The sequence below is a fragment of the Paraburkholderia sp. RL17-380-BIE-A genome (assembly GCF_046028085.1).
In the GTDB taxonomy this organism is placed as follows: Bacteria; Pseudomonadota; Gammaproteobacteria; order Burkholderiales; family Burkholderiaceae; genus Paraburkholderia.
In genome coordinates, this window is record NZ_JARESQ010000025.1 from 15,291 (window position 1) to 29,188 (window position 13,898).

Genomic DNA, 13,898 nt, shown 5'->3' on the forward strand with positions numbered 1-13,898 from the left:
TGAGCATAGGGACTCTTCGAACGTGTACCAGTCAGACTGGTTTGATGGTATCGAACAAGGTTGTCCAAAGAAAAAATGCCGGTATCGGTGACGATACCGGCATTTTCATCAGCCATTGCCCGGATCACAGCAGACCGGAGCGGACAATAACCTCATGTCTTTTTGAATGGAAAAACATGGAAAACCGGACCTCCCCGAACGACGGGGAGCAGTCTGAATCATTCCCCCACTCGATCATCAACGAGACTCGCAAGTCAACATGGTTAAAGGAATTTGCAGTGACCGACATGGGTCTTTACCGTTGCTTTCACCGTCAGGAAAAGATGCTCTTTCTGGCGCGGGATTCGGGACAATTTGCGAAGCGCCGACCCATCATCAATCAGCTTCAAGCATACCGAATAGGCAGCAAGACTTCAGGCTCTTCTGCGCTGGTCTCCAAGGAATTGCCAGTGTTAGCACGAGGTTGTGTGGTCAGGTCGTCGGAATACCGTAGCGCTTGAACAGGGCCTCGAAGAAGGCCTTCACATCCGCCTTGGCTGTGGCTGCCTGCAGCTCCGCTGCACCAAAGCGAAAGACTTCGTATCCCGCAAGCTTGAGTTCGCGGTCGCCTTTGACCATCTGCGCATAGCGTTGCACGTCGGCGCACCCGGCGCCGTCCGCGTAGTGGTGCTTGCCGTCCACTTCGATGACGACCCGCACGCCCTGTGGTAGCAGCAACAGGAAGTCCATGCGAAAGCGCAGCAGCGCATCCGGCCCCCGCTCCTTGACCGTGCGTGGGTCCCAGAGAAGCCATACTTCCGGCAGCAGTGCGGGCAGGTTCGGCACGGCACCGCGGAAGCCCTCGAAGAAGGCATCGAAGAGCAAGGACTGCGGCGGGGAATTGCGGGGCAAGCTGGCCCTGAGACGTGCGTACAGCGAGCGCTTGGCCTGCGTGGCATCGGCAATCCGCTCGGTATCGCCCCACCACTGCTGTAGGTCATTCCAGCGCAGTCCGTCGTTGCCGATGGGACGGTCATAAACAAGCACCTTATCGGCATTGGTGACGATCTCGACGTCGTTGTCCAGCGCGTCGCGGAAACGTAGGTCAGGCTTGTCGTGAGAGGCGAAGATGAGATTCTTCGGGCGGCCTTTGACCGCCGCGTGCAACGAGACCATCGAGAAAATCGGGTAACCTCCCTCCGAATCCGTCTCGCGCAGCTCGACACCGCAATTGCGCAGCGACTCGTTGACGCAAGCAACGAAGTGGCGTTGCGCTGCCTCGTGGGGTCGCACGTCGGCCGAAGCCAGCCCCTCAAGAAACAGCGCAAAGCGCCCATCGGAAGCGTCATAGGCGCCCAACTGGTCGAACAGCGTTTCAGCAGGCCAGTCCTCCGGATTCCGATGGACGTGCTGCTGAATGTCCGCACGCAACCCGCTGGGCTTGCCGCCCAGCAAATTAAGCCAGTCATCGGCATCCAAGATCCACAACCGCTCCAGAAGATCATCGAATCTGCGAGCATCCCCATACAGCTCTTCGCTGTTGAGTCTTCGAGCGACCTCGCGCCGATACCGTTTCGGGATCGGCGGACACCCGCTGTCACTCCAGAGAATGTCCTGAATCTGGTTGCGCGTCGTGGCATTGGGTGGATGGCGAACCAACAGCTTGCGTGCAACCACAGGCAGATCAGCGTCGGCGGTCGCCTCGAAGCTAGAGGTCATGCGGTCACGCTTGGAGCCTTCAGTGGCGGGCACGGGCAACCCCAATTCCTCGCAAAGCGTCGGCAGCATGGTATGCGTGCCGGCGTCTTTTAACGCCATGATGAGCGGAGCCAACAGCGAGCGAAGTTGGGCGTAGTCCATTGGGTACGATTCAAGCTCGCAGCGTCATAGCGCGTAACAGCGCGTCGATCTGACCGAAGGCATCCTGCTGCCACTGCTCGGGCGTACGATCACCCAGCGCATGCGTGTCTTCGACGAAGCGCCTCACACAGGTCGGCCCGTATCCCTCGAAGGTGTCGAACTTCTCGGCGATGTAGCGGAAACCACGTTCGCCGCTTGGATGCACGAGGAGCGGCTGACATTCCCGTGCCAGCGCGTCGATCCCCTCGGGGTAGTTCCGCACGCAGTAGTAGATGTCGTAGGCATCCTTCTGCTTGTAGCGGCCCGCCAGTGCGTGGCCCTTCATCGCCAGCAGAGCCGGGATGGAACATACCGCGATCTCCACGCGGTTTGTCCCGCCATCCGGCATCGCCCCTGTCACCGCCACGAGTTGATAGAAGCGCATCGCCAGATCGGCGCCATCCGCCCGCTGCACGGCAAAGTCGCTGATCAGCGGCGGATCGTTCTTGACGATCTCGGCGTCGCGGGGCATCAAGAAATCGACGACGACATCGATTGCTTCCCCGCCATCTCGCGTGGGGACCTGGCGAACCAGTTGGAAACGCCGAAGCCCCTCGCGCTGAGCATATCCATGGCCTTGAAGCGCACTGATCAAGGTGGCGTACTCACCATCGCCGAGTGCTTCTGCGTCCAGCCCGACATCCACGTCGAGCGTGCCGACGTGGGGCATGTCCTCGCTGGCCAGCAGCAGCCAGGGAACCGCGCCGCCGACGATGGCGAACTTGCCTTTGAAGCTGCCAAGGATCTGCCCGATTTCGATCAGCACGGACTTCACCGCCGCAGTCGTGCGGTCGTCGTACTCGGCCGCCGACTGCGGTTCCTGTGCAGGTGTCATTTGGGCCATGAGAGTCGTTCCTGTCGCAAGTGGTTCGCCGCCTCGGCGCCACGCTCGCCGGCAATGGAGAGATCGAGGTAGGTTTGAACCGGGCTCGTGCAGATCGCACCTGGCGCTGGCTCAACGGTATCGGCGAGGAGTCCCAAGTCCTTCGGCACAGTGACGACCACGTTCTCCCCTTTCGAGCTGGGCGTGAGCTTCAACGCTGACTTGAGCTTGCGCAGGCCTTCGTCGTCGGCGAAGAAGTAATGCGAGCCAGTGCGCGCATATGGAGAAAGCCACTGTGCGGCCGAAAACGATGCGAAGGTCGCGCAGCCAGGACTGTTGTCCGCGCGCAGAGCGCTTCGAGCCGCATCTTCAAATGCGCTGCCATGCAGTGGCGTGTAGAAGCGCAACCGCTCACCGGCTGGTGCTGCGTAACTCTCGCGCCAGGCGTCCAGCAGTGCATCGGGTTCCGTGAGAACCAGGCCATCGTCCGAGGCGCGTGCCCATTCCCGATCAATCAAGCCGGTGCGCACATTGCTGACATGTCCCAAGCTGACTCCGGAAATTTCCGACAACTCGGTGACCCGCCACGCTCGGCCCGGCTCACGCAACATGGCGCGCAGCACTTGCGCAGATTTTGGCCTGAACAGCGACTTGAGTTCGCGCTGTTCGGCCACCGGCTTGTCCGCCACTGCGCGCTCGATGAACACGCCACCGAACGCGATCCGGGCATTTCCTTCCAAGTCGAGATAGCCGACGCCCTTTTCTTCGCACATCTGCCTCACTGCCGGCGAGATGTAGGGAGCAATGAAGACGGGCGTCGCCGCGGGGACTCGGTGCGCAACGTAGTTCCGCAACTCCAGCAGCGCGGACCTGGCGTATCGCGGTTGCCCGTTCGACTTGTACTCGCAGATAAGTAGGTGCGGCCGTCCGTCAACGAGCAGCCGCGCGATCAAGTCCGGCTCCCAATCGCCGGACATGACTTCGGCGTCGATGCCTTCGATCTGCAGGATCGGAACTTTCTCAAGCACCTTGCGCAGTGCTTCGCCGGCACGGGACTCAGCCTCTTTCATCAAATATTCCTCTTTCAACATGCGCTGAAAGTAGCACATTTTCTGAAATCCGCGCACGAATTTCACCAGAAAACCTATTTCATCGCTTGCTGAAATAGGTCATAACACTGAAATTTTGTGGTTTTGAGGCAGCAGTAGCCAAGCTGCGACAACGACGGCTATTCGAAATCCTTGCTGAAGATCAGCCCCTGCCCCCTTCTTCAACCCTCGATCTCCTACCATGAATGCCTTCGGCATGTGGGAGATCAGCGTCGTCGCATCAACCGCTTCGCCGTAGGTCTGCGCGTGCATAGCCGCGTGGCGGTCGAGGTCGGCCTTGAGAGTAGCCGGACACGCGAACGTCAGCTTGATGCTTTCGGTCTTGGGCAGAGGCCCCAGCCGCAGCTTGCGTGTCGTGCTCCTTGTGAAGTCCCCCGGTTGACGAACATTGGCTGGAACGGCCGCAGCACCAGGTCGCGGTTGACGATGATGCTGACTGGCAGGCCCGGCCGCACCGCTTGCGATCGCAGCACAGTGGAGAACCTGGAAGCGAAAAAAGAATTTGCCCCGCGAGGAATGCGCGCAGCGCGGGGGAAATTGTTTTCGCTGGAAGGTTACGGCCATGAAGCCCAAGGCGCAGTCGCGTCCCCGCCAGGATTCACGACAAGCCAAGGACGCTAGGACACCCGCTCCCGAAAGTGACGTGGCCGGCGACGGCTTTACCGGCTTGCGCCCTAACGCGGGCAAGGACAATCGCCAGCGACAAGACAAGAATGCCCCTCGCCAGCAGGCGGCCCTCATGGTTGAGGCGTGGCATGGAAGCTCCGTAGCAAGGCCGGGCGGCGTGTCGGTGAACCGCCCTTCGTGACGTACAGGCGGTGAACCACCAGCATCGAAGATGGCAGGCACGTGCACAACCTGGTCCAGAGAGTCACGGCAAGAGTCAACGCGCCAACCATCGCCGTGACATGCGATTATTCTGGATCTGCGCACTCTTGGTACTCAGGGCTTCAAGTTTGACGCGCCAATGCCGCTTCTATGCATCAAATTGAACGTCGGACCTCGCCCATCACTGAGGGGATCCGAGTGGCTATTGAGGAGAAGAAATATTGAAGGACCAAGAGAGCATCGTCCGTTATTGGCATGCCGTCGAGTTGCTGCAACCACAGTCGGCACCCAAGCTGAAAAAACGTAGCGGCCGATACGAGGCGTTCATCCACGACACACCCATCCAGCGCCCCATTGTTCCGTGGGTAGCGGAAAGCGTCGTCAGCAAGCAGGGCTTACCCAAGAGACGCGTATGGAGCCATACGCTTTTTGCCCATCTGTATGACAGTCGCCTCGTGGCCAACAAGCTCAACGAAGTCTATGGCGCCGATCAAGGCTATCGAGAGCCGCAGTTCCGCGAATCGGCGCTGTTCGCGGCAAAATTCACCATGGAAGGCCGGTTGGTGGATGACAGCTTCGTGCTTTCCAGTGAAGTGTGGTTCCTGGGACGGGTGCTGGCCGGAAAGGACTGGACCCGAGGATTTGAGGACGATCAAAAGACCATCGGCGACCACGCGAAGACGCTGCTCGAAGAACAGGTGTCCAGCAACGCTTTGCGCGAACTGACCCAATGGATTCTCCAGTTTCTCGGCGTAGCTGACTTCTTTGGCGACATGGATCGCCATCGATTTCGCTTTCGCTCCCAGCCCGTGAATCCCGACAAGCCCGAATCGGAGGACGATCCGCTCAACAGTTTCCTGCTCGATGATCTTGCCGATGTTGCCGACAACATCGGCAAGGGCGTGAGAAGTGAGCCGTTGGATCAGTATTTGCGTCGGCACGATCCCAAGCCGCGTTTGCACGTGGACGATCACCATGTATCGCTGCCACTGATCGACCGACTGATCCCGGATGCCTATGCCGACAGCTGCTGGCCTACGGAGCATCATTTGGGCCTCGTGCATTCCCAGCAACTGGCCGTCAACACGATTCTGTCCACTCTGGCCAATGGAAAGGGGTTACTAGGCGTCAATGGCCCGCCTGGCACCGGAAAGACGACCCTATTGCGCGACTTGATTGCCGCCATCATCACCAGCCGGGCCGACGTGCTTGCCACCTTACGCCGTGCCTCCGACGGGCTCATGAGCAACGGACGCGAAGCCGCCAACGACGGTAGCAAGCAGCAGGCTTGTTTCAAGCTAAACCCAGCACTGTGTGGCTTCGAGATCGTGGTTGCTTCGTCCAACAATGGTGCTGTGGAGAACGTCACGCTCGAATTGCCCCAGCGTGACAAGATCGACGAAAGTTGGCTACCCGAAGCCGAGTATTTCGCCGAGTTAGGGGAACTGGTTGCCGGCAAGCCCGCTTGGGCGGCTGATTTCCGGCCCATTGGGCAGCAGGACGCGACGGACCAATTTCGTCGAGCGTTACTTCTATGGTCAACGCCCCTCCGGCAGCGAAGGCAAGGCTGACTCGGCAACCGAAGACGATACCGACCTCGAATCTGATACGGACCTCGACAACATCGTGGACGGCCTGTTCTCCGATAGTTCTACAGGGGCGGAGAGCGACGAGGGCGGCGTCGATCAGGACGATGGGGCGCCACCCGCGACAGAGAAAGGACCAAAGGGTTTCCTGGGGTGGCTCGGCGCGAATGCCGAGGTCAACGCGACTCGTTCTTCGGAGGAGCGTCAAGCCTTGTGGCAGCAAGCCGTCTCTGATTGCGAGGCGGTCAAGGCGGAAGCGCATAAGGCATGCTCCGATGCCAATCGCATCCGTGAGCTGATCCAGGCTATTTGCCAAACTAGGAGGACGATTGCCGACAAGTCCAAAGCACTTCGCGCGCTCGAGCAGGAGTTGACCGATGCGGTCAATCAGCTCTCGCGCTTGGATGCGGAGGAAAGCCGCCCCGCCAACACGGCACTCAAGCAGTGCCTAGACGCACTTGCGCAACACCAAACCCGCAAACCGGGTTTCCTGGCGAACTTGTTCAGCCAGTGGAGGACTCAACGCGACTGGAATGCAACGCAGGCGTTACTGGAAGGCTAGCGTGATCTGGCTAAGGCCGAGTTCGCGCGGATCGCACGCCTGACCAAGCAACTCGACGCATCGAGGGGGAGCTTGGAGAAGCAGATCGCCGACGCGCACCGCGCGCTTCAGCGATCGAAGGACAAAGAGCAAGCCTTGACGAGCGATGCCACTGGACTGGCAACTACCTGCCGGGCCGACCACCTGCTCGCGTGGTTACAAGACGGTGTCATCGTTCGTGGCAATGCCGTTGAGTTGGCCGAGCCTTGGCGTATTGAAGGTTGGCGGCAAGCACGTGCTCGCGTCTTCATCCAAGCATTAAAGCTCCATCAGACGTTCTTCGAGTTGGAGGCATCCCGGATGCGTTCCAACTTGTATTTCATCAACGGCCTGTTGACAGGCTCGCGTTACCAAGGGCTTTCACGGGATGCCATTCGCTCGGCGTGGGCTTCGCTGTTCATGGTCGTGCCGGTACTGAGCAGCACCTTCGCATCGTTCGCTCGCTCATTTGGTTCTTTGGGCGCCAGCGAGATCGGCTGGCTGTTCGTGGACGAGGCCGGCCAAGCTTCGCCCCAGGCGGCGGTGGGGGCACTGTGGCGGTCCCGCCGTGCGTTGCTGGTGGGAGACCCGCTGCAACTCAAGCCCATTGTCACCGTATCCGATGCGGTGCTGGAACACATGCGCACACGGTACTGTGTCTAGTCACATTGGCTCCCCAACCATCAGCCCGCTCAGACGCTGGCCGACGAAGCCACCCCTTGGGGGCGCATGACGGGACTGGCCGACAGCAAAACCTGGGTGGGGCTGCCGCTGATCGTGCATCGTCGCTGTGACAGGCCCATGCACGAGTTGGCCAACCGCATCGCCTATGATGGAGCGATGGTGTATGGAACGATGGCACCGCGCGCGGACAAGGAAACACGCGCCAGTCTGCCGACAGGTTGGATACAAGCCAACGGTCCATCCGAAGGAAACTGGGTGCCCGCCGACGGCCAGGCTCTACGCGAGCTGCTCGCGCTGCTGCATGAAGATGGTGTTACCGCCAAGGACATTTCGGTCATCACGCCCTTCAAGGCGGTCCAGAAAAATCTCAAGCGCATGCTTCGCAGCAAGATGGTGTCCGGCACGATCCACACCATGCAAGGCAAGGAAGCGCCGGTCGTCATCATGGCGCTGGGTGGCAATACGGAGGGATCAGGTGCTCGCAACTGGACGGTATCGGAGCCCAACCTCCTGAACGTCGCAGCGACGCACGCCAAACGTCGCTTCTACGTGGTCGGCGACAGAAACGACTGGAAGCACCGCGCCTTGTTCTGCGACGTTATGGATCTGCTACCACTTCAGAAAATCCCGGCACGCAAACAAGTTCCACTGCCTCAATAGCCTCAGTCGGGAATGGGTGGTGCCTGGTGTTGCTCGTCGCACCGGGCAGCCAACAGGCAGCGCCCGGACGTTCTTGAACGGCCGCGGTGCCGCCGCGCCGGGGCCGATTTTTCAGCACGAGTCACGATTTTCACCACGCGGACTCTTTCGTCTCGACAAGCCACCATACGGCACGCGACAAGGCATGGCCCGTGATGGGGTGAAGGTCCGTCAGGTCGCCAATCGCCGTAGTCTCCGCCACTCGTTTGGTCGGGCCTACTGTGTCCGCTTTGGCGCCATCGGTCTAGAAGGTACTCGAGCAATGCTTGAGTTGGGAGCAAGCTGAAAGCATTCGGTGAGAAGTGTTTCTCCGCCGACTTACCAGACGTTAGCGGCTCGGTCGCCTCGAACCGTTTGTCGCGCCTGAAGGCGTCACTGCCGCATGTAGCTCCCGCAGATCGGCAGGCTTGCAGATCATCTTGGCCGGATTCAGCGCTCGCCACCGCGTGTCTGTGAGCATAGGGACTCTTCGAACGTATTCCGGCAACCGATACCGTCAAACTGGTTTGATGGTATCGAACAGGTCGTCCAAAGAAAAAATGCCGGTATCGGTGACGAGACCGGCATTTTTATTAACCATTGCGCGGATCACAGCAGACCGGAGCGGACAATAACCTCATGTCTTTTTGAATGGAAAAACATGAACAACCGGACCTCCCCGAACGACGGAAGCAGTCCGAATCATTCCCCCATTCGATTGTCAATAAGTCTCACAAACCGCGCGGTTAAAAGGAGTTGCGATGATTGGCATACGTTTTACCGTCGACGTTTACCATCAAAAAACTCACTTAATGCTGGCGTGGGTTATGGAGCGATTTGCGCGGCGTCGACCACTTTCGACTTTATCGTCGATCACGATGCCTCTCACCGCGCTCGAACTTGCCCTGGAACGATCGAATCGTCTCCCGCTTACGGCGCCATCCCACGAGTGTTTTGGCCACCTGCTCAAGCCTGCCCAGTGCGGCATCGGCGACACGTGGTGAGAAGTCTTGCGGCGGCTTGGCTTGAACTTCAGCTATGAAGAATTTTGCGTGGCGGCGTCACTCGGGCTGAGTGTCAATCAAGCTGCATCTTAGCGAAGCGATGAATTTTTCAGAGTATTGCTTAAATCACGCATAGCTAAAGAGGCTAGGGCGGGAGAGTCGCACTATTCCGCGCTCCAGTCGACACTCAGCCCCCATAGTCTTTATGGGTACCCTTATTTCATTATAAATACCCACCTACGCCCTTAAATTTTTCAACAAAAGCGGCGATCTTTTGAAAAACATCTTGCTTCTTCTTGAGATACTTCGGATTAAGCGGACTCATTTTTGGCAAGATGGCATTAAGCTCAGTTCCATTATCGCTGGCAAATTCCCGTTTCAGTGAAGTGGCGATGTATCGTTTAGCCGCCTCTTCATTTAGTTCTTCGTCGCTGATCAGCTCTTGCGCGTCGCGCTGCTGCTCTGATTGGGCGAAAGTGAAAAAGGCATCGATTACGCTAGCCTTGTCACCAATCCGATCCAGATCGGTCTGATTGATAAAGTCAACCACTAGGCTTTCCTTGGCGCGGTTGCCCAGGCTGGCACGAATCACCCGGCGCATCTCCTCGACCAGGGACGCCTTGTCTTTGACCTTCCTGTTCTTCTCGAAGATCAGCTCCAGGATGTAATCCAGATTGATTTCCTGCGATTTGAGCAGGTCTACCTCGAACACCACGTCGTCCCAATCGATGGTGGACTCGCTTTTCTCGTTGCCTGCTTTCTCACGTCGCAACCAATCGCGAATATCGTTGTAGGTGGAGCGATAGTCCTGGATCGTGCGCTCGGCTGGCAGGCGGATGACCTGCAACTCAGCAAGCTTCTCGTCATCCAGATGGTGATCAGCCTTGAATGCCTCGACAGCCTGCGGGTCGTTCATGTCGACGTTCTGCAAGGCCTTCAGGCTGGCATACTCATCGTAGTTCTGCAGCACGTTTTCCACACGCAGATATTCGCCGAACAACTTGGCGAAGGCCTTCTTGTCGGACTCCTTGACTATGTTGGCGGCATCGGGGAACCGTTGCTCCAACTCAGTCACCACATCCACGAAACCGCGCCGCGCCTCCCCGATCAGCTCGTCAGTGAAGCCCGCCATGTACTCCTTGTAGCTCTTCTCCAGTACCACGTTGCGTGTGTTCTTGTCACCGAACAGCGTGATGGCATCGACAGTGGCCTGCTCCAGATCACGGAAGGTGACGATGTTGCCAAAAGTCTTGGTGGCATCAAAGATGCGATTAGTGCGCGAATAGGCCTGAATCAGGCCGTGATAGCGCAGACTTTTATCCACGAATAGGGTATTCAGCGTCGGCGCATCGAAGCCTGTCAGGAACATGCCAACCACGATCAACAGATCGATTTCCTGGTCTTTCACGCGCTTGGCCAGGTCGCGGTAATAGTTCTGGAAACCCTTGCTGTCCACGCCGAAATTGCTTTTGAACAGGGTGTTGTAGTCGCCAATTGCAGCGCTCAAAAACTCCTTGGCACTGCTGTCCATCGCGGACACTTCAAAACTCTCATCCACGATATCTCCAATGGCATCCTGCTCTTCATTGGGCGCGAACGAGAAGATAGTGGCGATCTTCAACGGCTTGTCGCTGCCTTCCTGCAGCTTCTGGAACGACTCGTAATACGCTTTTGCGGCATCGACGCTACTCACCGCAAACATGGCGTTGAAGCCCTTGCCGCCGCCCTGCAGGCGATGGGTTTTCTGGCGGAAATGCCTCAGAACGTACTGCGAGATTTCGCGGACGCGCGTGGGGTGCAGCAAGGCCTGCCGGTTTTCTGCGGCGCTGAGCTTCTTCTCGTTTTGTTCGGTTTCGAGGGCTTTGAACTGCGGACGCACGTCGTTGTAATCCACCTTGAACTTGAGCACTTTTTCATCGCGGATAGCATCGGTGATGACGTATGAATGCAGCTCCCGGCCGAACACGCTGGCGGTGGTGTCCGCTCCCAGCGCATTTTTCGGAAAGATGGGCGTGCCGGTGAACCCGAACTGGTAGTACTTCCTGAATTTCTTCTTCAGGTTCTTCTGCGCCTCACCGAACTGGCTACGGTGGCACTCGTCGAAAATGAACACCACCTGCTGGTTGTACACCGGCAGGTCACCTTCGCTCTTCATCAGGTTGTTGAGCTTCTGGATTGTGGTGACGATGATCTTGTTGTCATCCTTGTCCAGATTGCGCTTGAGCCCGGCGGTGCTCTCCGAGCCGTTCACACTATCGGGCGAAAAACGCTGATATTCCTTCATGGTCTGGTAATCCAGATCCTTGCGGTCCACCACGAAGAACACCTTGTCAATGAACTCCAGCTCGGTAGCCAGGCGCGCTGCCTTGAAGCTGGTCAGGGTCTTGCCTGACCCGGTGGTGTGCCAGATATAACCGCCGCCCTCGGTACTATTCCAGCGCTTGGCCTGAGAGGCACTTCTGATTTTCCACAGGATGCGCTCGGTGGCGGCAATCTGGTACGGGCGCATCACCAGCAAGGTGTTGCTAACATCGAACACCGAATAGGTCAGCAACACATCGAGCAGAGTGCGCCTCTGGAAGAAGGTCGCCGTGAAGTCCTTCAGATCCTTGACTGGGCTGTTATCGGCCTGCGCCCAATTCATGGTGAAGTCGAAGCTATGCTTGTTGCGCTGCGTGGTGTTGGCGAAGTAGCGCGTATCCGTGCCGTTGGAGATGACGAATAGCTGCAGATACTTGAACAGCGAATGCTCGGTATTGAAGCTTTCCTTGCTATAGCGGTGCACCTGATTGAATGCTTCGCGAATCGCCACTCCGCGCTTTTTCAGCTCGACTTGCACCAGTGGCAGGCCATTTACCAGGATCGTTACGTCATAGCGGTTGGCCTGGCTGCCAGACTGCTCGAACTGCTTGATAATCTGCAGCTTGTTGCGGGCGAGGTTCCTCTTGTCGAGCATGTAGATGTTCTGGATGCGCCCATCATCGAATACGAAGTCATGGACATGGTCATCGTGAATCTTGCGGGTCTTGTCGACGATGCTGTCACTGGGCTTGTCCAGCCAGCTTTCCACGAAGCGCGCCCACTCACTGTCCGAAAATTCGACGTGATTCAGAGACTGCAACTGAATGCGCAAATTGGCCAGCATCGCCTCGGCCGTTTTCAGGCCGGCTGGGAGCTCATAGCCCTGATTGACCAGATCCTGGATGAACTCACGCTCCAGATCACCTTCGCTCTGGTAGCTGTCAGCGACCTCCCATTCCTTGGTGTATTTGTCGAGGACGATGAAGTTCTTCAACTCGGCTATGGTCTTGTAGTCAGTCATTGCTTGGAATTCCCCCGTTTCCCTGTGCGAACTCGCTCTCAATTTACCCTACCGTCGGCTGGTTCAAAAACTCGGCATTCACCGCCAGCACTGCACGGCTCTGGTATGTATGGATACGCTGCTTGATGGTGGCCAACGCTTGTCGGTAATCGCTGTGGCGGGTGATCTCATTCATGTCTTCGTCCTCAGAGCCATCGGGGTTGAGCATTCTTCAACCCCCATTCGCTTCGAAGCGATACATCTCGTTGATATGGCGCACCAAATAAATCAACACTCGCTTGTCGTCTTCGGTCAGATCCGCGACCTCTTCGCCCGCGTGTTTTGAATGACTGGAAATGTTGATGATCCGGGCTTCATACGGGTTGGTTCTGCCATCATCTGTTTTCGGCAACAGATCGCCCCATTTCTTGTAACCAAGAAAGGTGGACGTTTTCTCCAGGATGTTTCGCAAGAAATTGAAGTGGTACTTGCTCATCTGGTTGGTCTCAATGGCCTTTTCGAGTTCCGCCTTCAGATAAAGATGATACGAAAAAGGCGAGTCATTGGGCTGGGGAGTCAGCTGATAGGTGCCGTCGTCAAGCTTTGTCAGCCGGTGCTTTTCAAAATTTTTTTTCTTGTAACTACCATCATCGCTGTTCAGCTCGTTATGCAGCACGTTGTAGAAAAGCGGGTTGTGTGTGGTGATGATGAACTTGACTTCAGACTCGCTTGATTTGATCAACTGCGCGAGATCCACGGCCAGCCGGATCAAATGATTCTCGTCAAGCGAGCTCACCGGGTCGTCGACAAACACGAATTCCAATTGATCGAACTCGTTCGATTCCCGGTCGCCACGCTCTGGCACATTGAGAACGCTGATCACCTGATCGAGCAGAGTGTAGAAAATACTCCAGATAAAGTTGCTTTCTTCACCCTTGGATATCTTCATGTTCCCCGTATTTGTCTCGTCACCACGCTCCATCGAGAAAGTTACTTCCGAAAAGGCCTTGATGATGACGTCTTTTTCGTCCTCATCTTTCTCCGTGCGCTCTGCGTTAAAGTGTGGTGTGAGCTTGTCGTTGGTGTAGCGCTGAAAGGTCGTGATAACGTTTATATCCTGCCCCTGCTCGTTCAACACCCAATCCGTGAAAGAGTTGGGCTGAATCCGGAGTCTGGGCTCCGCATCCAGCGCCAAGTCGTTATCCCAATAGAACAAGTCTTCGGTAAAAGCGTTGTAGTACAGGATTTTGGTGCGCCACAACCCTGGCGGATCAGCCGCCTCTTCGCCCTCACCCTTTGGTGCGACCAACTGCTTGAACTCGCGCGACAGGCGCGTTTTGCCCGTGCCGTTGAAGGCGTAGATCAGCTGCACCTTCCTGTTGGCGTCTTTCAGCTGCTGGGCGATCTCGGTCAGCGTCTTGTTCATC

Annotated in this window: 12 protein-coding genes; 5 read left to right on the forward strand and 7 right to left on the reverse strand. The window is 57.3% G+C overall.

What is annotated here, in order from left to right:
* Window positions 1-44: 44 nt before the first annotated feature.
* On the forward strand, window positions 45-500 hold the full coding sequence (locus P0D68_RS31620) for a hypothetical protein (RefSeq protein ID WP_408302733.1): 456 nt from the start codon (window positions 45-47) through the stop codon (window positions 498-500).
* On the opposite strand, the gene P0D68_RS31625 is transcribed toward P0D68_RS31620, so the two are convergent.
* From P0D68_RS31625 to P0D68_RS31640, 4 genes are all read right to left on the reverse strand, one after another.
* Window positions 472-1,839: an AbiJ-related protein gene (locus P0D68_RS31625; RefSeq protein ID WP_408302735.1), complete on the reverse strand. Its 1,368-nt coding sequence runs from the start codon at window positions 1,837-1,839 to the stop codon at window positions 472-474. The two genes, P0D68_RS31620 and P0D68_RS31625, sit on opposite strands and share 29 nt — an antisense overlap.
* Window positions 1,840-1,849: 10 nt before the next feature.
* The gene (locus tag P0D68_RS31630) at window positions 1,850-2,722 is read right to left on the reverse strand and encodes a hypothetical protein (RefSeq protein ID WP_408302737.1); all 873 of its coding nucleotides are present in this window, start codon (window positions 2,720-2,722) and stop codon (window positions 1,850-1,852) included.
* Window positions 2,710-3,792, reverse strand: coding sequence for a type IV toxin-antitoxin system AbiEi family antitoxin (locus P0D68_RS31635; RefSeq protein WP_408302827.1), 1,083 nt, complete (start codon window positions 3,790-3,792; stop codon window positions 2,710-2,712). The genes P0D68_RS31630 and P0D68_RS31635 overlap by 13 nt, the downstream gene beginning before the upstream one ends.
* Before the next feature lie 78 nt (window positions 3,793-3,870).
* On the reverse strand, window positions 3,871-4,155 hold the full coding sequence (locus tag P0D68_RS31640; protein ID WP_408302829.1) for a DUF2274 domain-containing protein: 285 nt from the start codon (window positions 4,153-4,155) through the stop codon (window positions 3,871-3,873).
* 704 nt (window positions 4,156-4,859) lie between these two features.
* On the opposite strand from P0D68_RS31640, the gene P0D68_RS31645 reads away from it, so the two are divergent.
* From P0D68_RS31645 to P0D68_RS31660, 4 genes are all read left to right on the forward strand, one after another.
* On the forward strand, window positions 4,860-6,209 hold the full coding sequence (locus tag P0D68_RS31645) for a hypothetical protein (protein WP_408302739.1): 1,350 nt from the start codon (window positions 4,860-4,862) through the stop codon (window positions 6,207-6,209).
* Between the two features lie 55 nt (window positions 6,210-6,264).
* The gene (locus tag P0D68_RS31650) at window positions 6,265-6,786 is read left to right on the forward strand and encodes a hypothetical protein (RefSeq protein WP_408302741.1); all 522 of its coding nucleotides are present in this window, start codon (window positions 6,265-6,267) and stop codon (window positions 6,784-6,786) included.
* A 72-nt stretch (window positions 6,787-6,858) separates the two neighbouring features.
* Window positions 6,859-7,467: an AAA domain-containing protein gene (locus tag P0D68_RS31655; RefSeq protein WP_408302743.1), complete on the forward strand. Its 609-nt coding sequence runs from the start codon at window positions 6,859-6,861 to the stop codon at window positions 7,465-7,467.
* 66 nt (window positions 7,468-7,533) lie between these two features.
* Entirely contained in the window at window positions 7,534-8,148 is a 615-nt protein-coding gene (locus P0D68_RS31660; protein ID WP_408302745.1) for a DEAD/DEAH box helicase, read from the forward strand.
* A gap of 1,245 nt (window positions 8,149-9,393) precedes the next feature.
* On the opposite strand, the gene P0D68_RS31665 is transcribed toward P0D68_RS31660, so the two are convergent.
* Genes P0D68_RS31665 through P0D68_RS31675 form a run of 3 tightly spaced genes read right to left on the reverse strand, consistent with a single transcriptional unit; the run spans window position 9,394 to window position 13,897 of the window.
* A complete protein-coding gene (locus tag P0D68_RS31665) occupies window positions 9,394-12,492 on the reverse strand; it encodes a type I restriction endonuclease subunit R (RefSeq protein ID WP_408302747.1) in 3,099 nt (1,032 codons plus the stop codon).
* Between the two features lie 43 nt (window positions 12,493-12,535).
* Window positions 12,536-12,667: a hypothetical protein gene (locus P0D68_RS31670; protein ID WP_408302749.1), complete on the reverse strand. Its 132-nt coding sequence runs from the start codon at window positions 12,665-12,667 to the stop codon at window positions 12,536-12,538.
* 36 nt (window positions 12,668-12,703) lie between these two features.
* Window positions 12,704-13,897 (reverse strand): AAA family ATPase, encoded by a 1,194-nt coding sequence (locus P0D68_RS31675; protein ID WP_408302751.1) that lies wholly within the window; start codon window positions 13,895-13,897, stop codon window positions 12,704-12,706.
* Between the last annotated feature and the right edge of the window lies 1 nt (window position 13,898).

Bases quoted from the DNA above. Each gene is read 5' to 3' on its own strand.
- P0D68_RS31620 (WP_408302733.1), top strand. From the start codon at position 45: ATGGTATCGAACAAGGTTGTCCAAAGAAAAAATGCCGGTATCGGTGAC.
- P0D68_RS31625 (WP_408302735.1), bottom strand. From the start codon at position 1,839: ATGGACTACGCCCAACTTCGCTCGCTGTTGGCTCCGCTCATCATGGCG.
- P0D68_RS31630 (WP_408302737.1), bottom strand. From the start codon at position 2,722: ATGGCCCAAATGACACCTGCACAGGAACCGCAGTCGGCGGCCGAGTAC.
- P0D68_RS31635 (WP_408302827.1), bottom strand. From the start codon at position 3,792: ATGTTGAAAGAGGAATATTTGATGAAAGAGGCTGAGTCCCGTGCCGGC.
- P0D68_RS31660 (WP_408302745.1), top strand. From the start codon at position 7,534: ATGACGGGACTGGCCGACAGCAAAACCTGGGTGGGGCTGCCGCTGATC.
- P0D68_RS31665 (WP_408302747.1), bottom strand. From the start codon at position 12,492: ATGACTGACTACAAGACCATAGCCGAGTTGAAGAACTTCATCGTCCTC.
- P0D68_RS31670 (WP_408302749.1), bottom strand. From the start codon at position 12,667: ATGAATGAGATCACCCGCCACAGCGATTACCGACAAGCGTTGGCCACC.
- P0D68_RS31675 (WP_408302751.1), bottom strand. From the start codon at position 13,897: ATGAACAAGACGCTGACCGAGATCGCCCAGCAGCTGAAAGACGCCAAC.